The 18,730-nt window shown below is 69.7% G+C and carries 20 protein-coding genes; 9 read left to right on the top strand and 11 right to left on the bottom strand.

The window, feature by feature from the left end; genetic code table 11:
• Nucleotides 1–3 precede the first annotated feature (3 nt).
• On the top strand, nucleotides 4–759 hold the full coding sequence (locus ACIA47_RS06335; protein WP_203124728.1) for an ABC transporter permease: 756 nt from the start codon (nucleotides 4–6) through the stop codon (nucleotides 757–759).
• A 98-nt stretch (nucleotides 760–857) separates the two neighbouring features.
• Here ACIA47_RS06335 and ACIA47_RS06330 read toward each other — a convergent pair whose 3' ends face one another.
• The 5 genes from ACIA47_RS06330 to ACIA47_RS06310 all read right to left on the bottom strand — a co-directional run bounded on the left by ACIA47_RS06330 (nucleotide 858) and on the right by ACIA47_RS06310 (nucleotide 5,747).
• Entirely contained in the window at nucleotides 858–1,511 is a 654-nt protein-coding gene (locus ACIA47_RS06330; protein ID WP_203124731.1) for an O-methyltransferase, read from the bottom strand.
• The gene (locus ACIA47_RS06325; protein WP_203124733.1) at nucleotides 1,508–2,176 is read right to left on the bottom strand and encodes a Maf family protein; all 669 of its coding nucleotides are present in this window, start codon (nucleotides 2,174–2,176) and stop codon (nucleotides 1,508–1,510) included. The genes ACIA47_RS06330 and ACIA47_RS06325 overlap by 4 nt, the downstream gene beginning before the upstream one ends.
• 318 nt (nucleotides 2,177–2,494) lie before the next feature.
• Nucleotides 2,495–3,598 (bottom strand): S8 family serine peptidase, encoded by a 1,104-nt coding sequence (locus ACIA47_RS06320; RefSeq protein WP_396706388.1) that lies wholly within the window; start codon nucleotides 3,596–3,598, stop codon nucleotides 2,495–2,497.
• 1,405 nt (nucleotides 3,599–5,003) lie between these two features.
• Nucleotides 5,004–5,462 carry a hypothetical protein gene (locus tag ACIA47_RS06315; RefSeq protein ID WP_396705953.1) on the bottom strand — a complete coding sequence of 153 codons (459 nt, stop codon included), beginning with the start codon at nucleotides 5,460–5,462 and terminating at the stop codon, nucleotides 5,004–5,006.
• A gap of 90 nt (nucleotides 5,463–5,552) precedes the next feature.
• Nucleotides 5,553–5,747, bottom strand: coding sequence for an acyl-CoA carboxylase subunit epsilon (locus ACIA47_RS06310; protein ID WP_396705951.1), 195 nt, complete (start codon nucleotides 5,745–5,747; stop codon nucleotides 5,553–5,555).
• A gap of 90 nt (nucleotides 5,748–5,837) precedes the next feature.
• Here ACIA47_RS06310 and ACIA47_RS06305 point away from each other — a divergent pair, with 90 nt between their 5' ends.
• Both ACIA47_RS06305 and ACIA47_RS06300 read left to right on the top strand, forming a co-directional pair.
• Nucleotides 5,838–7,874: a protein kinase gene (locus ACIA47_RS06305; protein ID WP_396705949.1), complete on the top strand. Its 2,037-nt coding sequence runs from the start codon at nucleotides 5,838–5,840 to the stop codon at nucleotides 7,872–7,874.
• A 65-nt stretch (nucleotides 7,875–7,939) separates the two neighbouring features.
• Nucleotides 7,940–8,167, top strand: a complete 228-nt coding sequence (locus ACIA47_RS06300; RefSeq protein ID WP_203124211.1) for a hypothetical protein — start codon at nucleotides 7,940–7,942, stop codon at nucleotides 8,165–8,167.
• Between the two features lie 82 nt (nucleotides 8,168–8,249).
• On the opposite strand, the gene ACIA47_RS06295 is transcribed toward ACIA47_RS06300, so the two are convergent.
• Both ACIA47_RS06295 and ACIA47_RS06290 read right to left on the bottom strand, forming a co-directional pair.
• Nucleotides 8,250–9,002 (bottom strand): GH25 family lysozyme, encoded by a 753-nt coding sequence (locus ACIA47_RS06295; protein ID WP_091394392.1) that lies wholly within the window; start codon nucleotides 9,000–9,002, stop codon nucleotides 8,250–8,252.
• Between the two features lie 127 nt (nucleotides 9,003–9,129).
• Nucleotides 9,130–9,675 carry a Uma2 family endonuclease gene (locus ACIA47_RS06290; protein ID WP_203124207.1) on the bottom strand — a complete coding sequence of 182 codons (546 nt, stop codon included), beginning with the start codon at nucleotides 9,673–9,675 and terminating at the stop codon, nucleotides 9,130–9,132.
• Nucleotides 9,676–9,776: 101 nt separating this feature from the next.
• Between ACIA47_RS06290 and ACIA47_RS06285 the strand changes: the two genes are divergently transcribed.
• From ACIA47_RS06285 to ACIA47_RS06270, 4 genes are all read left to right on the top strand, one after another.
• Nucleotides 9,777–10,520 carry a M50 family metallopeptidase gene (locus tag ACIA47_RS06285; protein ID WP_396705946.1) on the top strand — a complete coding sequence of 248 codons (744 nt, stop codon included), beginning with the start codon at nucleotides 9,777–9,779 and terminating at the stop codon, nucleotides 10,518–10,520.
• A gap of 65 nt (nucleotides 10,521–10,585) precedes the next feature.
• On the top strand, nucleotides 10,586–11,569 hold the full coding sequence (locus tag ACIA47_RS06280; protein ID WP_396705944.1) for a ketopantoate reductase family protein: 984 nt from the start codon (nucleotides 10,586–10,588) through the stop codon (nucleotides 11,567–11,569).
• A gap of 61 nt (nucleotides 11,570–11,630) precedes the next feature.
• Complete coding sequence (locus ACIA47_RS06275; protein ID WP_396705942.1) at nucleotides 11,631–12,131, top strand: SigE family RNA polymerase sigma factor; 501 nt, start codon at nucleotides 11,631–11,633, stop codon at nucleotides 12,129–12,131.
• Nucleotides 12,124–12,990: a hypothetical protein gene (locus ACIA47_RS06270; protein WP_396705940.1), complete on the top strand. Its 867-nt coding sequence runs from the start codon at nucleotides 12,124–12,126 to the stop codon at nucleotides 12,988–12,990. Before ACIA47_RS06275 ends, ACIA47_RS06270 begins: the two co-directional genes overlap by 8 nt.
• 103 nt (nucleotides 12,991–13,093) lie before the next feature.
• On the opposite strand, the gene ACIA47_RS06265 is transcribed toward ACIA47_RS06270, so the two are convergent.
• On the bottom strand, nucleotides 13,094–14,677 hold the full coding sequence (locus tag ACIA47_RS06265) for an acyl-CoA carboxylase subunit beta (RefSeq protein ID WP_203124200.1): 1,584 nt from the start codon (nucleotides 14,675–14,677) through the stop codon (nucleotides 13,094–13,096).
• 84 nt (nucleotides 14,678–14,761) lie between these two features.
• Here ACIA47_RS06265 and ACIA47_RS06260 point away from each other — a divergent pair, with 84 nt between their 5' ends.
• Nucleotides 14,762–15,637 carry a biotin--[acetyl-CoA-carboxylase] ligase gene (locus ACIA47_RS06260; RefSeq protein ID WP_396705938.1) on the top strand — a complete coding sequence of 292 codons (876 nt, stop codon included), beginning with the start codon at nucleotides 14,762–14,764 and terminating at the stop codon, nucleotides 15,635–15,637.
• A gap of 106 nt (nucleotides 15,638–15,743) precedes the next feature.
• Nucleotides 15,744–16,316, top strand: a complete 573-nt coding sequence (locus ACIA47_RS06255) for a PH domain-containing protein (RefSeq protein WP_210784420.1) — start codon at nucleotides 15,744–15,746, stop codon at nucleotides 16,314–16,316.
• A gap of 44 nt (nucleotides 16,317–16,360) precedes the next feature.
• Here the strand turns inward: ACIA47_RS06255 and ACIA47_RS06250 are convergent, their stop codons facing one another.
• From ACIA47_RS06250 to ACIA47_RS06240, 3 genes are all read right to left on the bottom strand, one after another.
• Complete coding sequence (locus ACIA47_RS06250; protein WP_396705936.1) at nucleotides 16,361–17,038, bottom strand: MaoC/PaaZ C-terminal domain-containing protein; 678 nt, start codon at nucleotides 17,036–17,038, stop codon at nucleotides 16,361–16,363.
• Complete coding sequence (locus ACIA47_RS06245) at nucleotides 17,035–17,742, bottom strand: GtrA family protein (RefSeq protein ID WP_396706386.1); 708 nt, start codon at nucleotides 17,740–17,742, stop codon at nucleotides 17,035–17,037. The genes ACIA47_RS06250 and ACIA47_RS06245 overlap by 4 nt, the downstream gene beginning before the upstream one ends.
• Before the next feature lie 63 nt (nucleotides 17,743–17,805).
• Nucleotides 17,806–18,342, bottom strand: a complete 537-nt coding sequence (locus ACIA47_RS06240) for a GtrA family protein (protein ID WP_112679150.1) — start codon at nucleotides 18,340–18,342, stop codon at nucleotides 17,806–17,808.
• Nucleotides 18,343–18,730: the final 388 nt, after the last annotated feature.

The following is an 18,730-nucleotide window of genomic DNA, read 5'->3' as shown; positions in this document are numbered from 1 at the left end:
CTCATGAAATTCGCCCGTGACACGTGGCTGATCTTCCAGCGCCAGACCCAACTCCTGCTACGCAACCCGGTCTGGGTCTTCGTCGGCGTGTTCCAGCCGGTCATGTACCTACTGCTCTTCGCCCCGCTGCTCAAGCCCGCACTGAACGCGCCCACCCAGGCCGCCGCCTACAAGATCTTCGTACCGGGCCTGCTGGTGTTGCTGGCCATCTTCGGTGGCCTGTTCCAGGGCTTCGGCCTGATCGCCGAGCTGCGAGCCGGCGTCATCGAACGCTCCCGGGTCACCCCGATCAGTCGGCTCGCCCTGCTGCTCGGCCGCTCGCTGCGCGACGTGGTCTCGCTCATGGCGCAGGCGGTGATCATCACGCTCTTGGCGCTCATCTTCGACCTGCGGGTGTTCATCGGGGACCTGCTTCTGGCGTACCTGATGCTCGCCCTGATCGCCCTCATGACCTCGGCCGTCTCCTACGGTGTCGCCCTCAAGGTCAAGAGCGAGGACGCGCTGGCTCCGCTGATGAACACAGTGGCGCAGCCGGTGCTGCTGCTCTCCGGCATCCTGCTGCCGCTGACCTTCGCACCGGGCTGGTTGCAGGGCATCGCCAACTGGAACCCGTTCTCCTGGGCGGTCGACGGCACCCGGGCGCTGTTCGCCGGTGACCTGGGCAGCGACAAGGTCTGGCAGGGCCTCAGCATCACCGCGGTCCTCGCCGCGCTGGGCGTCTACTGGGCCGCCCGTCAGTTCGCCCGCAGCGTCCGCTGACGCCGGCTTTCGCTGTTCCTTGATATTGGGGTGTCCCTTGGTGGGGACACCCCAATATCCGTGTTCAGCGGTTGCCGACGGTTAGCGATTGTCGGCGGTCAGCGGACCCGGGCGAGGGTGAGGCCGTCCGCGATCGGCAGCATCACCGGGTCCACCCGTACGTCCGCGAGAACCTCGTCGTTGAACGCGGCGATGGCCCGGTCACCGGCGTCCTGCGGGGCGATGACCCGCCCGCCACGCAACACGTTGTCGACGGCGATCACCCCACCCGGACGCATCCGGGGCACCAACTCCGCCCAGTAGATCGGGTAGCCGGTCTTGTCCGCGTCGATGAACGCGAAGTCCAGGTGCCGTTCGTGCGGCAACTCCCGCAGCCCGTCCGCGGCCGGGCCGATGCGCAGGTCGATCAGATCCTGCACGCCGGCCCGCTCCCAGTAGCGCCGGGCGATGCCGGTGAACTCCTCAGAGATGTCGAAGCAGGTCAGTCGCCCACCCTCGGGCAACCCGCGGGCGATCGCCAGCGACGAGAGCCCGGTGAACGTGCCGACCTCGACGGCCTGCCGCACGTCGAGCAGCCGGGTGAGGAACGTCAGGAAGGCGGCCTGCTCCGGAGCCACCTGCATGGTGGCGTGCTCGGGCAGCACCGACCGGGTCTCCTCGGCCAGGTCACGGATGATCTCGTCCGGCGGGGAGCCGTGTGCGACCAGATAGGCGTGCAGCTCGTTGGTGAGCGGGATCGACTTGGTGGTCATGACCGGACGTTACCGAGCGGCTCGACCGTTTGGCCGCCCGGCGCGACAGTCGTCCACAGGTCGGTGATCCGCAGATCCAGCTCGGCGAGGAGCCGGCGCAGCAGTGGCATCGACAGCCCGACCACCGTCCCCGGGTCACCCTCGATCCGTTCCACGAAAGGCCCACCCAGCCCGTCGATCGTGAACGCGCCGGCCACCGCCAGCGGCTCACCCGTAGCCACGTACGCGGCGATCTCGTCGTCACTGATGTCGGCGAAGTGGACAGTGGTCGACGCGACCGCCTCCGCCCGCCGGCCCGCAGTAACGTCGACCAGGCAGTGCCCGCTGTGCAGAACGCCGCTGCGTCCCCGCATTCGCAGCCACCGCCGGGTCGCATCAGCCGCATCCGCCGGCTTGCCGAGGATCTCCCCGTCGAAGGCGAGCACCGAATCGCAGCCGATCACCAACGTCCGCTGATCGGCGATCGGGTTCAGCCGGGTCAACACCGCCTGCGCCTTCAGGCGAGCCAACTCCAGGCACAACTCCTCGGCCCGCTCGGTCACCACCAGGGACTCGTCCACCCCACTGACCAGCACCTCCGGCTCGACGCCGGCAGCCTGGAGCAACTTACGACGGGCAGGGCTCGCCGAAGCGAGCACGAGGCGGAGCGGCAAGGTCTCAGACACCACCCCGACGTTACCGCCCAACCCCCCACCAAGACCGACACCCCGCCCAGCACCCACCGCCCGCAGCCGGGTGGTCGGGGTGGTCGGGCGGCTCGGTGGTTGGGCGGCCGGGTGGCCCGGTGGTCGGGTGGCCCGGTGGTTGGTTGGCCCGGTGGTCGGGCGGCCGGCCGCCCGGCCGCCCAACCACCGGGCGGTCCGGTGGTCGGGTGGGCGGTCGGGCGCCCTTGATCCACTCGACTTTCAGGAAAACGCGGTATCCCCTCGCCCCGGACACCGCGATTTCCTGAAAGTCGAGTGGATCACCGTTTCGTTGACCGATCAGCGACTAATTCTGGGCGGCGGATCATCACCACGCCGGCGTCGTCGCGCGATCAGGGCCCACCCAACCCCGGCAGCCACGAGCACCCCGAGAGTGGCCAGGCCGCGGGCGTTCGCGCTATCGCTTCCGTCATCTGGCTGAGCGCCAGCCGTCGTGGTCAGGCCAGCACCGGCCGGAGCGCTCACCGATTCAAACCCCAGCGGCGGTACGTCTGCCGTCAGCGCCGCCACAAGATCGATCACTCCGTAGCCGTACTCGTCGTCACGGCCAGGAGGTCCCTTGTCGACGGCGGTGGCCGTGAGCCGGTGCGCCACCTCCCGGGCCGGCAGGTATGGGTACTTTGACCTGATCAACGCAGCCGCCCCCGCCACGATCGCCGTCGCGCTCGAGGTACCAGTCCCCTTCGAGTATTTCCCGCCGTAGCTGGTGCTATAAATGTCAACCGCAGGAGCGACCACATCGATATTCGGTCCAGTGACCGAGATGGCGGCATGTTGTCCAGCGCGATCGACACCCCCAACCGCGATAACACCCTCTTCGCTGGCCGGATAGCGCACGCCCGTGTCGGAAGGCGTATTACCTGCTGCGGCAACCACTACGATGTCAGCATCCTGGGCCGCCCTGATCGCTCGCTGAAGTCGTATGCCGGCACCGGCGACCGCTGAAATACTGATAACGTCGGCGCCGCCAGCGATGGCGAATTCAATGCCAGAGGCTAGTGCGTCCGGACTGCCCACGCCATTAGGTGGGGTATCCAGGATTGGAAGAACCTTTGCTCTTGGCGCAATACCGAGGGCGCCTTGGTTGTTCGCCCTTCCATGCGCGACGATCAGACCAGCCATTGAAGTTCCATGACTATCCCGATCCCGGTGCCCGTCACCACTTCCTCCAGGAATAACGTCGGTCCCTGGAAGCAAGTTCCCGCGCAGGTCGGGATGGGGGTCGACTCCGGTGTCCGGCACTGCGACGATCACGCCGGACCCTTGACTGAATTTATGTACCTGCTCGATCTGTAGAAATGGCAGATGCCATTGATCGCCTCGTATTAAATCCGCATCTTGAGGTGGGGCGGCGAGGCTGGCAGGAAGCAGGGCTCCGACCAGAGCTAGTCTGTAAAATCCCGCCAGGGTTGACTCAATCACCTGTCGAAACCAATTGCCGGACCGGGGTCGATTGGATTGTCTCTGTCTGGTGGGCGAACCACCGGAGGGACGCCCTGGGCGGTTTCCCATGGGTTGTCCGGATCCCAGTAATGAGAGCTCTCCTCGCTCTCTGTCCCAAGCTTTAGGCGGCCCCCGGTTCCAGGCAGACCGGGTGCACCGCCAATGGGGAAACCGTTCGCACCTCCATTGAGGCTGCGTCCCCCGCCCGGCCGACTTCCAGCCGAACCGGTCGGCGCTGTCCCAGCGCCGCCGCCGCCGATGACCCCGCCTACCGGATTGACCCTTCTAGGGGCGCCAGAGTTGTTGACCGGAGGGCCTGGGGCTGGTCCTGGGACGCCGCCGATTAATCCTCCGGCGGAAGGGACCGGGCGGGCGGGCGTTGCGGGATGGGCGGTGCTTCCGTCGGGTCCCCCGCTGACTGGTTTTGACAGGCTCCCAGGTTGGGGTGTTCGCGTGGGAAGCGATGGAGGCGAGCCCATGGAAGCAGCGGGCATCCTTGGCGTAATGCCAGGACCAATGGCAGCTGGTGGGCCTCCCGCTCCCGGTGCTTGAACGGTTGGCGGAATCGTCCCAGCGGGCGGCGAGGAGACTCCAGCGGCCGCACCCCCGAGGACTGGACCGATCCCCGACGTCGCGGGGGCGGAACTCACCCGCTGAGCACTTGCGCCACGAGGGTGAGTGGTGGAGGTGGGCAAGGGCACTGGAACTATCGGCGGAATAGCGGGTGCCAGATAACCGCCATACACATCGGGGTCGTCCGGCTGCCGCACATTCTTGGGGGCCACGGGTGGTTTTTGTAGGGTTGCTTGGGCTTGTTGGAGTTCGCCGCTCAGGCTGAACATCATGGACCGGGCCTGCACGTTCAGCCGTTCCAGTTCCCCATCAGCAACAGGCGGCTGGGTTGCCCGGTTGCCCATCACCGCTTCCGGGTCGGCGACCATCGACTCGTACGCCTGCTTCTGCTGGAACTTGGTCGCGTACTCCTCGTAGATCTTGCGGAGCGCGGCGCGGGTGGTGCCGATGGCCTGGGTTGCGGCGGAGAGTGCGGTGTAGTTCGCGGCGGCGGCGTCGTGGGTGCGCTGCACCTTGTCGATGAGTTCGTCGAGTTCGGCGAGGTACGTGCGGGAGGCGGCGCTGGTTTCAGGCGGCCATGCCTCGGCGAGTCCGTGTCGGTACTGCTGGAGGCGGCCGAGGTGGGTTTGCGCCAGGTCGCAGACCTTGCGCCAGCCGGCGACCTGTTTCCAGTGGTTGGCGGTGTCGTGGTCCTGAAGGCAGGCCCACATGCTGTTGACGTCCATGAGGTGCCAGTCGGTGAGGCCGGAGGTGCGGCCGGTGCCCCGTTCGATCACGGCAGCACCACCGGCCCTTCGGCGTCGGGACCGGTCGGGTCGGTCAGCATCGACGTGGGGCCGCCGGGCAGCATGTTCAAAGGGTTGGCGAGGGCTCGTTGCACGTCCACCACTCGGGCGGCGGTGAAGGCGTCGCTGTCGGCGTAGTGGGCGGCGACCTGATCGGCGGCGGCGGCCAGGTGGCCGGTGGCGCCTCGGACGGCGTACACCATGTCGGCTGTGGCCTGCTGGGTCTCGTGGTGGGCGTGCAGGAAGGTGACCAGCTCGATGAAGGCGTCGCAGGGGTTGGGCAGCTTCGCGGACATGTCTTCGGCGATGTACGACAGGTGCGGCGCGTAGTTGCTCTCGACCTCGGCGGCGAGCCGGTCGGCGAACTCTCTGAGCTGGCTGATGTCGGCTGCGATGCCGCCGTAACCGCGTAGCCAGGGTGCTGGCCGGTCCTCTTCGGGGATCATGGATCCTCCCTACCCGTAGCGGCACCGTTTCCCTGAGTGAGGTTAACGGCTCAACGCCACCGTGGCAGCCCCCGTGCGGCAGGTCTCGGGTTAGCGGGGCAGGCCGGCGGCGCGCCACCCGTGGGAACCGCCGGGTCTACCGCTGCGCGCCCAGGCGGACGCGGTCGCCGGGACGGGGGTGGCGGCCGGACGGGTCCGGACGATGATCGCCCCCACCAGAGCGGCCAACTCCTCGGCGGTGGGCACGCCGCGGACGACCCGGAACAGCGGCTCTTCGGCAGACATACCGCCAGGGTACGCGGCCGGAAGTTACGCGAAGCGCACAGTGGCGTGCCGGCGGTGTGAGCGTCAGCGGGTCCGGGTACCGTCTCACCGATGTCGAACGCGCTTCCCCAACTCGTCGCTGACCGATACCGGCTCCTGTCGCCGCTCGGCCAGGGCGGCATGGGCAGGGTGTGGAAGGCGCGCGACGAGGTGCTGCACCGGGACGTCGCCATCAAGGAGTTGGTGCCGCCGCCCGGTCTCACCGATGAGGAGCGCCGCGAGATGCGCGAGCGCTCGTTGCGGGAGGCGCGGGCCATCGCCCGGCTCAACAACGCCAACGTCGTCCGCATCTTCGACGTGCTGCGCACCGACGGCGATCCGTGGATCGTCATGGAGTACGTGGCGTCGAAGTCGTTGCAGGACACTCTCGCCGAGGACGGCCCGGTGTCGGTGGCCCGCACTGTGGAGATCGGCCTGGGTGTGCTGGGCGCGCTCAGCGCCGCGCACAAGGCGGGCGTCATGCACCGCGACGTGAAGCCCGGCAACGTGTTGCTCGGCGACGACGGCCGGGTGGTGCTGACCGATTTCGGTCTGGCGACGATCCCGGGCGACCCCAACGTGACCCGCACCGGCATGGTGCTCGGCTCACCCGCGTACATCTCGCCGGAGCGGGCTCGGGACGGCACGGCCGGGCCGGAGGCCGACCTGTGGTCGCTGGGCGCGACGCTCTACGCGGCTGTCGAGGGCAAGTCGCCGTACGCCCGGCCGTCGGCGATCGGCACCCTGGCCGCGTTGGCCACCGAGCCGATTCCGCCGCCGAAGAACGCCGGTCCGCTCAAGGCCGTGCTCAACGGGCTGCTGCGCAAGGACCCGAACGAGCGGATCACCGCCGAGGTGGCGGAGCGCTTGCTGCGCCGCGCCGCTGGCAAGCGGTCGCGCGGGATCTCACTGCTTGATGGCGTACGCCGGCCGGGGCCGAACGGTCCGCGCGAGCCGCGCCCGCCGCACGTGCCGGCGCCGCGACCCGCCGAGAGCGCCGACCGGCCGGTGTCACCGCCGCCGGCCGCCGCCCCCACGACCTCCGCCGCCACCTCCGCTGCCGCCACCTCCGCTGCCGCCGCGACTCCGGCCGCCGATGCCACGCCGACGGCCGTCGTCTCCTCCGGTGCGGTCGCTGACCCGACCGCGGTTGTGCCGGCCGAGCCGACAGCAGCGGCGCCGGCCGAGCCGACCGCCACGATCGACCGCCCGTCCGATGCCGACCCGTCCGATGCCGAGCCGACCGCGAAGGTCACGGCGGCGTCCGACACGAGCGGCGGCGGTACGACTGACGTCGACGACGAACCAACGGTTGTCGATGGTCCGCCGGTGGCTCCGGAGCAGCGCAAGCCGACCACGCCGACGTCGCTCATGCCGCCGGTGAGTCCGGCCGGTCGCGCGGCGGTGCCGCTCTCGGATGGCACGAAGCCGAACAACACCCGACGTAACCTGCTGATCGGGGCCCTGGTCGCGCTGCTGCTGATCGGCCTCGTGGTGGTCGTGCCGATGCTGACCAAGGACGACCCCAAGACCCCGCAGGCCAACCCGACCGGTGCTGCGGCGACCTCGGGGGCCGCGCCGAGCTCCGCTGCGGCGCCACCGCCGGCCACCAGCGGTGCCCCCAGCCCGTCGGTCTCGGCTACCCCCTCGGTCGACCCGAACGCACTGCCCGCGGGCTGGAAGCTGCACCGGGACCCGGCCGGCTTCGCCCTGCCTCTGCCCGATGGCTGGGTGCGGCGCTCGGGCGGCAGCGACACTGTCGTCTTCGACCAGTCCAACGGGCCGGGCGAACTGCTTGTGCAGTGGACTCCCAACCCGAAGGACGACGCCTACGCCGACTGGAAGAGCATCGAGGGCGGCCGCAAGAACATCGTCAAGGATTACCAGTACATCGACATCAAGCGCTGCAGCTTCTGGAAGACGTGTGCGGACTGGGAGTGGCTGGAAACCCGCGACGGGCAGCGGATCCACGTCCGCAACCGCGGGTTCGTGACGGCCAAGAACCGCGGTTACGCGATGCGGTGGGAGATCGCGGAGAAGGACTGGCAGGCCAACCTGCCGAACTTCGACCGGATCGCCAAGGGTTTCGTGCCCGACCGTCAGGACTGAAACTCATTCGCATGACCTTCCGTCGTCGTGGGTAATTGACCTTCGACGACGGAAGGAGGCACGACATGGGTTACCGACGGAAGGACACTCGGCCCCGGCTGGCACTGTGGATGCTCGTGGCGCTCGGCGACGCGATCCTGCTGCTGGTCAGCGCGGGGGTTTCGGTGCTCGTCGCACTGCTCGGCGTCGTGATCGTTGCCGGCTTTGGCGTGGCTGCCTGGCGGTTGACCCGCAGGGGCGCGCTGACTCGTGAGGATGCTGTGGTGCCGGCCCTGAGCCGGCGGCGGGCCTGACCCGTACCCGGTGGTGTGGCGGCAGCCGGACCGATTGTCGACCGTGTGGTGACAGTCGATCCCGCTGCCGCCAACGGCCCGGTCAGGTGTTGTTGGCCAACGCGATCAGGCGGCTCCGGTCGCCGTTCCAGTAGTTGCGGTCCACGTTGCCGCTGATCCCGGAGACCGCGCCGGTGCTGGTGTACTGCCAGAAACTCCACACCGACGCGCCGGCCGGCAGGGCGCCGGGCGTGCTCGACCAGCGGGCCAGCCAGAGCGGGTGGTTCGCCCACGGGCCGGTCCAGCTGCCGGTGCACTGGTTCCACCAGCTCGTGGTGGTGTAGATGACCGCGTACCGGCCGGTGCGGGACCGGTAGGTGTTCAGGAAGTCCTGCACCCAGTTGCGCATCCCGGTCGTGCTGAGCCCGTAGCAGTAGCCGCCGGCGTACGGGTTGCCCTCGATGTCCAGCGCGGCCGGCAGGGTGCGGCTGTCCGCGGACCAGGCCCCGCCGTTGGAGGCCAGGTAGTTGGCCTGGGTGGAGCCGGCGGAGATGTTCGGCCGGGCGAAGTGGTACGCCCCGCGGATCACCCCGGCGTTGTACGAGTTGACGTAGTTGGCGTTGAAGTTCGGGTCCTTGTAGCTGGTGCCCTCGGTCGCCTTGATGAAGGCGAACTGGATGCCCGCGTTGCGGACGCTGGTCCAGTTGATGGTGCCCTGGTAGCGGGATACGTCGACACCGGGTGTGGTGGCGGCGGCCGCCGGTCCGGCGGTCGCGACCAGGGCCGCCGCCGCGGTGGCGAGGACGGTGAGGCCGGCCGCGAGCGCGCGGCGCAGCGATGATCGGGTACGGGCCATGAGTGCCTCCAAGGACGTCGTTCTATCGACACCCATCTTTGGAGGTAAGTGCCCTAGATCACAAGGGTGACCGGAGAAAAGCTTCATCAGCGGTCCATGAAGGCCCACGTGGCCGGGGCCGGACGGATCAGCGCAGAGTGGCCGGGTCGAGCTGCCAGCGGAAGGGCTCCACGACGGTCAGCGTCTCGCCGGGCTTGGCCACCTGGTCCTCGACGTAGTGCTCACCGTCCAGCCGGAACAGCCGCAACGAGTGACCGTCCCCGTCCTGCTCGACCAGCAGATACCAGGGGATTCGCGCGATGGCGTAGAGCTGCATCTTGACCAGCCGGTCGGCAGCGGCGTTCCCGGGCGAGACGATCTCGCAGACGAGCACCACCTCGGCGGCCTCTACCGCCGTGCCCTCGTCGTCGGTGTCCGCGACGACCACATCGGGGATGACGATCCGATCCACCCCGAGCCGGACGTTGACCGCCTCGAAGACGAGGAGATTGCCTGTGGCTACCTCAAGGTGGTTGGCCAGGCGCCGCGACACCACCTGGTGCCGCTTGCTCGGGGCAGGGCTCACGATCAGGCTCCCGTCGAGCAACTCGATCCGGTCCGGGGTCTCACCCAGGGCGAGGTAGTCGGCCTCGGTCCAGAGCCCGACGTGGTGTCCCAGGGGTTCCGCACTCATCGGCGCTCACCTCCCGCTTCACTCGCCACCCGATCAGTTTCACAGGATACGAGCCGGTGCCTCGGGAGCGACACGGAACGCCACCGGTAGGCTCGCGCCCCATGATGTCGATCGACGGGCTGGGCGAGAAGTGGGACACGCTGTTCGGCGCGCAGCCGGACCCGCCCGCGCTGCTGGTGCTGATCACCGGGGCCGTCGCGCTGGTGGTGGTCTCCACCCGGCTGCCGTGGCGGATCGCCCGTAACGCCGTCACCATCGCCCACGAGGGCGGGCACGCCCTGGTCGCTCTGCTCACCGGCCGCAAGCTGCACGGCATCCGGTTGCACTCGGACACGTCCGGGCTGACGCTCTCCGCCGGCCGCCCGACCGGGCCGGGCATGATCCTCACCCTGCTCGCCGGATACGTCGCACCGCCGCTGGTGGGGCTGGCCGGCGCCTGGCTGCTCGGTGGCAACCGGATCACCCTGCTGCTCTGGGTGGCCGTGGCGCTGCTGCTGGCCATGCTCGTCATGATCCGTAACGCCTTCGGCGTGGTGTCGTTGCTGATCACCGGGGCGCTGGTGTTCGCCGTTTCGTGGTACGCGACGCCGCAGGTCCAGGCCGCGTTCGCGTACACCGGGGTGTGGTTTCTGTTGCTCGGTGGGGTGCGGCCGGTGGTCGAGCTGCAACGGCTGCGTTCGCGGGGCCGGATGCCCGCCTCCGACGCCGACCAGCTCGCCGGGCTCACCCCGTTTCCGCCGCTCTTCTGGGTTGGCGTCTTCGCCCTCGTCAACCTGGCGGCGTTGGTCGCCGGCGCACTCCTGCTCGCCGGCCCGATCCTCACCGACGCCGGCCTGACCGGCTGACCGGCTGGCGGAAGGCGCAGGGGAAGGCGCACGGGCGGAAGCACACGGGCGGGCAGAATGAGGCCATGCGATACGTGATCATCGGGGCGGGTGCGGTCGGCGGGACCATCGGCGTACGGCTGGCCCAGGCCGACCGGGACGTGACAGTGGTGGCCCGCGGTGCCCACCTGGACGCGATCCGCACGCGGGGTCTGACCCTGCGGCAGCCCGACGGTGAGGTCACCGCCCGGCTCGCGGCGGTGGACCGGCCCACGGACGAGCCGCTGCCGGCGGACACCGTGCTGATCCTCACCGTGAAGTCGCAGGACACCGCTGGCGCGTTGGCCGCGTGGGTGGACGCGCCGGTGGTCGGCGGCGGCACGGCGGGCGAACGTCTGCCGCTGGTGACCGCGCAGAACGGGGTGGCCAACGAGCGGGCCGCGCTGCGCCTCTTCACCGACGTGCACCCGGTCTGCGTCTGGCTGCCGGCCACCCACCTGGACCCGGGTGTGGTGGTCGCCAACGGGTACCCGCATCCCGGGATGCTCCACATCGGGCGGTACCCCGGGGGCGCCGACGACACCGACCGGGTGATCGCCGCCGACCTGACCGCCGCCGGCTTCGTCGCCCCGGTCCGCACCGACGTGCTGCGCTGGAAGTACGGCAAGCTGCTCAGCAACCTCGGCAACGGCCTACAGGCGTTGCTCGGCCGGGACATCCCGGACGCGCTGGTCGAACGGGTACGCGCCGAGGGCGTCGCCGCGCTCGCCGCCGCCGGCATCGCGCACACCTCGCCCGAGGAGGAGAAGGCCGAACGCGGTGACCTGGTCGGGCAGCGCCCGGTCGACGGCGAGGTCCGCTCCGGCGGCTCGACCTGGCAGAGCCTGGCCCGGGGCACGGGCTCGACGGAGGTCGACCACCTCAACGGTGAGATCGCGCTGCTCGGCCGGTTGCACGGCGTACCGACGCCGGTCAACGTCGCCGTGCAGCGGGCCGTACGCCGGGCGGTCCGGGAGCGGATCGGGGCCGGGGCGTTCCCGCTCACCGAGCTGGAGAAGTCGATCGCCTGACCGGGCAACCAACGGCCCTTGCCGGTGCGTGTTCCCAGCGACCGACACGGGGAGGTAGCGGGTGCCGGACGTCGACGGGTTCGACGAGTTCTACCGGGGGAGTCGGCAACGACTTCTCGGGTTCGTCTACGCCCTCACCGGCGATCGGGGTGAGGCGCAGGACGCCGTGCAGGAGGCGTACGTCCGGGCGTGGCAGCGCTGGTCGACGATCAGCGGTTACGACGACCCGGAGGCGTGGGTGCGGGTGGTGGCCAGCCGGATCGCCGTCAGCCGGTGGCGCAGCCTGCGGAGCCGCGCCCGCGCCTACCTGCGACACGGGGCCACCGAGACCGTTCCCGGGCCGGGCACCGACACCGTCGCGGTGGTCGCCGCCCTGCGTCGACTGCCCGAGGAGCAACGCGTCGCCATCGCCCTCTACTACCTGGTCGGCATGCCGGTCGCCGAGGTCGCGCGGGAGACCGCGGCCCCGGTGGGCACCGTCAAGGCCCGTCTCTCCCGGGGGCGTACCGCGCTCGCCGGCCTGCTCGCCGTCTCTGATCTGGAGGACGCCACCGATGCGTGACGACGACCTGGCATTCGTCGAACGGGTCCACCGGGACCTGCGTGACGTCAGGTGGCCGGAGCCCGCAGAGATCCGGGCGACGGCCCGCAGGCGTAGTCGTCGCACGGTCGCGCTGGCGACTGTCGCGGTGCTCGTGGCGGTGACGGGCCCGGCATACGCCCTGACGGAACGCGCGTCGGCTCCGCCCGCTACCGCCGAGCCTGCACTGACGCAGGGTCCCGTGCGGGCGGACATCCCACTCGACTCCCTGCTGCCGGTCACCGAGGTGCCGGTGAAGAGCGGAGTGCAGCTCGGGGACGCCGGCCTGGGTGAGGTCGTCCGGTTGGATCCGACGTTGCAGAAGTGCGGCGACGACCGGGGCGTGCCGGCGTTTCCCGCGTACTCCCGTTACTCGCGGTCGCAGACCCTGTTGTCCCCGACGAAGGATGGCCGCCCGCCTGTGCGGGTAGAACTCAGCCAGGACGTCTACCGGCTCGATCCGCTGGTGAGCGCGCGACTCTTCACTTATCTGCGGGCGCTGCTCGACGCCTGCCCCGAGTGGCGTTTCGCCGAATCCGTCGTGGCGGCGGGCGAGACGACGCCGAACGTGAGCAAGCACGCCTGGGAGACGGCGGCGAGCAACTTCGCCGGTGACGAGTCGATTCTGGTGCGGCACGTGCCGTTCGCACCCCGCGGCCCGGCCTCCGGAAGGACGCTCCAGCGCTCCAGCCCGGTCGCGATGACCGTCGTGGTCCGGGTCGGCGACCTGATCACGATACTGGTGCCCAATCCGGACCTGGGTCTACCCGACGCGGATCTTGAGGCGCTGGGCCGTACGGCCGCCAGGCGACTGTGCCCCGCTGCCAATCCGGCCTGTTGACCCTTCTTGATCCGCGCGACCTCAGGGATGTTGTTGCCTCCCGGCACCGGGAAGCAGCACTTTCCCCGAAGGTGCGCGGATCAAGCGAGCAGGGCCGTACGGATCAGAGCGGGATGTTGCCGTGCTTCTTGGGCGGCAGGGTCTCCCGCTTGGTGCGCAGGACACGCAGCGCCCGGACGATCTGGGTGCGCGTCTCGTGCGGCGGGATCACCGAGTCGATGTACCCGCGCTCGGCGGCCACGTACGGGTTGGCCAGGGTGTCCTCGTACTCGGCGATCTTCTCGGCCCGGACCGCCGCCGGGTCCTCGGCGCCGGCCAGCTCGGAGCGGTAGAGGATGTTCACAGCGCCCTGCGCGCCCATCACCGCGATCTGCGCGGTAGGCCAGGCGAAGTTCAGATCCGCGCCGAGGTGCTTGGAGCCCATCACGTCGTACGCCCCGCCGTACGCCTTGCGGGTGATCACGGTGACCTTCGGGACGGTCGCCTCGGCGTACGCGTAGATGAGCTTCGCGCCCCGGCGGATGATGCCGTCCCACTCCTGACCGGTGCCGGGCAGGAAGCCGGGCACGTCCACGAAGGTCAGCACCGGGATGTTGAACGCGTCGCAGGTGCGAACGAAGCGGGCGGCCTTCTCGGAGGCGGCGATGTCCAGGGTGCCGGCGAAGTGCATCGGCTGGTTTGCCACCACACCGACCGGTCGCCCCTCGACCCGGCCGTAGCCGACCACGATGTTCTGCGCGTAGAGCGGCTGGACCTCCAGGAACTCCCCGTCGTCGAGGACATGTTCGAGGACGGTGTGCATGTCGTACGGCTGGTTGGCCGAGTCCGGGATCAGGCTGTCCAACTCCCGGTCCTCGTCGCTGATGGCCAGCTCGGCCGGGGCCTCGACGACGACCGGCTCGTCGAGGTTGTTCGACGGCAGGTACGACAGCAGCGCCTTGACGTAGTCGACCGCGTCCTCCTCGTCGCTGGCGAGGTAGTGCGCGTTTCCGCTGCGGGTGTTGTGTGTACGCGCGCCGCCCAGCTCCTCCATGCCGACGTCCTCGCCCGTCACCGTCTTGATCACGTCCGGGCCGGTGATGAACATGTGCGAGGTCTGGTCGACCATCACGGTGAAGTCGGTGACCGCCGGGGAGTAGACCGCGCCGCCGGCACAGGGCCCCATCACCAGCGAGATCTGCGGGATGACGCCGGACGCCCGCACGTTGCGGAAGAAGATCTCGCCGTAGAGGCCGAGCGAGACGACGCCCTCCTGGATGCGCGCGCCGCCGGAGTCGTTGATGCCGACCACCGGGCAGCCGATCTTCATGGCCAGGTCCATCACCTTGACGATCTTCTCGCCGAAGACCTCGCCGAGCGAGCCACCGAAGACCGTGAAGTCCTGCGCGAAGACGCACACCTGCCGGCCGTCCACCGTGCCGTAGCCGGTGACCACACCGTCGCCGTACGGGCGGTTCCGCTCCAGCCCGAAGGCCGTGGACCGGTGCCGGGCCAGCTCGTCGAGTTCGACGAAGGAGCCCTCGTCGAGCAGCATCTCGATCCGCTCGCGGGCGGTCTTCTTGCCGCGCGCGTGCTGCTTCTCCACGGCGCGGGCCGACCCGGCGTGCACCGCCTCGTCGACCCGGCGCTCCAGGTCCGCCAGCTTGCCCGCGGTGCTGTGCATGTTGGTCCCGGTCTCGGTAGTCACCCAGGGAATATAACGATGGTTCAGGTGGGTGCCGCTGTGCAGTACGCCTCAGTGTCGACCGGAGCACCGCCGTAGGCTGGCGGAATGTCGGGCTCCCCGTACACCGATCTGGACCGGCCGCCGCTGTCGGCGGCCCGGCTGCGCCGCGCGTTGACAGCGCCGAACGGGCCGTGGGCCCGGCTGGAGCTGCGTGCCGAGACGGGCTCCACCAACGCCGACGTGGCCGAGGCTGCCCGGGCCGACGAGCCCGAGGGCCTGGTCGTGGTCGCCGAGCGGCAGACCGAAGGGCGCGGCCGGCGCGGTCGGGTCTGGCAGTCGCCGGCGCGGGCCGGCATCGCGACGAGCGTCCTGCTGCGGCCCGGCGAGGCCGTGCCGGACCGGGGCTGGCTGCCGGCGACACCCACGGGGTACGGGTGGCTGCCGTTGCTGGCCGGCGTGGCGCTGGTCGAGGCGGTGGCCCGGCTGGCCGAGCTGGAAGCCACCCTCAAGTGGCCGAACGACCTGCTGATCGACGACGCGAAGTGCGCGGGCGTGCTGGCCGAGGCCGTGCCCGGACGGGCGCCGGACCAACCGCCGGCCATCGTGCTGGGCATCGGGCTCAACGTGACGTTGCGCGCCGACGAGCTGCCGGTGAATCCAACCGGGCTGCCGGCCACCTCGCTCCAGCTGGCCGGCGCGGTGGCCACCGATCGGGATCCGCTGCTGCGGGCGCTGCTGCGGGCGGTCGCCGACTGGTACGACCGTTGGCGTTCGGCGGGCGGCGACGCGGTGACCAGCGGCCTGCGCGACGCCTACCTGGCGGCCTGCGCGACGATCGGCCGCGAGGTACGCGTTCTGCTCCCCAACGGTGACTCCCTGACCGGCACCGCCACCGGAGTGGACCCGGACGGCCAACTGATGGTCACCACGTCAACCGGCGCCCGCACCCTGGCCGCCGGCGACGTCCTGCACCTCCGCTGAGGACGGGCAAGATCACGAAGAGCCGAGTGGGCCCGCGCGGCGGATGTTGTGGTGGGGCTTGGGGGTTTACCGTCTGCGCGTCTAGAAAATCGCGTTGGAGGTTCCCGTGGCGTTTCCTGAAGACGTGCTCACCGAGGACGAGCACGTCGTGCTGCACCTGCATCCGCACTGGAAGGCGTTGATCCGGCCGATCGCGGTGCTGGTGCTGGCCATCGCCGCGGTGGTGGTCGGCGTGCTCCTGTTGCCCGAGAGTGGCGGCGGTTCGATCGCGCTGGCCGTGATCGGGGCGATCGCCCTGGTCGCGGTGCTCTGGCTCGGCCTGTGGCCGTTCCTGGTCTGGCGTACCACCCACTACCTGTTCACGAACGAGCGAGTCCTGCTTCAGCAGGGTGTGTTCTCCCGGGACCGGCGGGACCTCCCGCTCGCCCGGGTCAACGACCACTCGATGAACCAGCGTTTCGTCGAGCGTCTGCTCGGCTGCGGGACGCTCACCATCGAGTCGGCAGGTGAGCGCGGCCAGTCGGTGCTCGCCGACGTGCCGGACGTCGGAAAGGTGCAGACCACCCTGTACGAGCTGGTCGAGGCACAGCACGACAAGCACTCGCTGGGCGATGGCGAGATGCGCGACATGCTCGCCGACATGCAGGACGGCAAGCCGCTGCGCGACACCACGACCTGAACCGGACGGTCGGGACCCGCCCCTGCCGCACTGTCGGGGGCGGGTCAGTCGGGTCGTTGGGCCTCGGGTGAGCCGCTGCTCTCCGTCGGGTCGCCGTCGGACGACCCGACGGTGGACGGATCCGTTGCGGTCGGGCCACGGTCGGGCTGGTCAGCTCCGGGTTGGTCAACTCTGGGCTGGTCAGCGGTGGTCGGGGCGGCTTCGGCCTCGGCGGGGTCGGCCTCGACCGGTCGCACGGCGAACCAGCCACGGAAGCGGGTCCGCAGCACCTCCTGCTCGGGCCGGTCGTCCGGGCCGAGGCGCAGCATGGTGCCGGTGAGGCTGACGGTGCCGAGCCCGGGGCGGGCGGTCGACGGCCGGGCGCCCATCACGTCGACCCGGACGGCGAGCCGGTCGCCGGCCCGCACCGGGGCGAGCCAGCGCAGCTCCTCCAGGCCGGGGGACGCGTCAGCGGCGGCCCGGGACAGCAGGTGGTCGACGTACGCGCGCATGAACAGGCTGACCGTGTAGAAGCCGCTGGCGATCAGACCACCGTGCCGGCTCGCGGCGGCCAGGTCGGGGTCGACGTGGTACCACTGCGGGTCGAAGCGGCGGGCGAAGGCGACCATCTCGTCGGCGTCCACGGTGACCACGCCGAGGTCGACGGTGAGCCCCGGGACGAGATCCTCGAAGAACAGCTCGGCCGGGCGTCCCGTGCCGGAGCGGGCGTCGGGTGTCGTCACCGGCGGGGCGAGCGACGGGTGCTGACGTGCAGCTCCGCGGCGAGTTCCGCGTCCAGGTCGATGGCGGGGCTGACGCTCAACCGCGGGAGCCGGCCCTGAGTCGGTGCGGCGGCCGGGGAGTCGAGGCGTTGCGCGGACTCCGCCTCCTCCAGCTCGGACACCGATTCCGCCAACTCGGCGACCGGGTCCATCTCCGCCATGGTGTCCCACTCGTCGCGCGGAATATCGTGCCAGGTGGAGTCGGGCTTCGCGGCCTCGTCCTCGGCCGGTGCGACGGGCTGAAAGACGAAGGTGCGGTATGACCAGAACCGGAACAGCGTGGCCAGCATGACGCCGACGGTCTTGGCCAGATTCAGCGCCAGCAGGCCGTGTACGCCGAGACCGTACTTGGCCGCCGCCACGGCCCCCAGCTCAATGAGCAGGCCGGCGCCATTGAAAAGGAAGAATAGGAGATATTCCCGGCGAAGCGCCGATTTCGGGCGATCGCGGTACGTCCAGTGCCGATTCATCAGGTACGACGTGATGGTGGCGACGATCGTCGCGATCACGGTCGCCTTCAACTGACCGTCGACGAAAACGGTCAGTGCAAGGGCATTGAACACCGCGTAATTGATGACGGTGTTGATGCCGCCGACGATGCCGAACTTGAGCGCCTCGTGGATGAACTTCTGCCAGCGCTCAGGCAGCAGGCGGACAAGAGGCATGCGAAACACCTTAGGGCAGTCGGTGCGGCCGGCGATCACCGGCCGAACGAGGTGGGCGGCAGGTCACGCCCCGTGGTCTCGGTCGGGATTCACCTGCGGAAGGGTCGGGGTTCCCGCTTCGACGAAGACGAACCGCCGGTACGACCAGAATCGAAACAGCGTGGCGAATCCCGTGCCGACGATGTAGCTGGCGAGATTGTCCGCCAGGCGCGTCTGGAACACGGCCGGCCAGATGGCTCCGAGCCCGTAGCGGCTTAGCGCGAGGCAGGCCACAGTGATGCCGAGACCGACAGCGTTGAAGAAGAAGAAGAGCGCGTACTCGCGGGCCGCGTTGTTGCGCTGACGGTGCCGCCACGTCCAGAACCGGTTGCCCACGAAGGCGACGGACGCCGCGATCACCGTGGAGATCGTCTTCGCCGTCAGCTCTTCGACGCCGTGCTTGCTCGTCAGGTAGTTGAAGAGCGCGAAGTCGACGAGGAAGGCGAAACCACCAACGGTGGCGAACTTGCTCATCTCGCGGATGAGGTGACCGAAGCGGTCGAGGAGTATGCCGACGAGACCCCGTCGGGTCTGCCGGGGACCCGGTTGTTCCCCGGTCATCGTGGCGGCCACGGAGGGAGCCTACCGGCTGCCGGCCAGTCAGAGGGGTAGCAACGGCGAGCGGGCGTGGTCTCTCGGAGTGGGCCAGCGCCGCGTACGTGACCGCCGCACAGAGCGTAGCCAATTGGGAGGACTGAGTCGCCGCGGAACGGGAAACACCGCACCGGTCGGCGGGGCAGGTCCACGGCCCGACCGCAACAAGCGTCCACCGGGGTGCACAACAAGATTTGCGTGAAACTGCGCGGGAAAGCGGGTATCAGCTCGTGATGCCGCAGCGAGGCCGTAGCTTGTGCAGTTCTTCACAACCTGTCCCACTGACTCGGAAGGCTGCCCGGTTTACGCTGAGGCCAATCCCAGGTTTCCACGAAGGCGACGCATCGCGCCGCCG

Origin of the sequence: Micromonospora sp. NPDC051227 (assembly GCF_044455385.1) — a bacterium.
Taxonomy (GTDB): Bacteria; Actinomycetota; Actinomycetes; order Mycobacteriales; family Micromonosporaceae; genus Micromonospora.
Note: the sequence above shows the minus strand (reverse complement) of the source record. Positions and strands in the feature narration are given on the sequence as shown.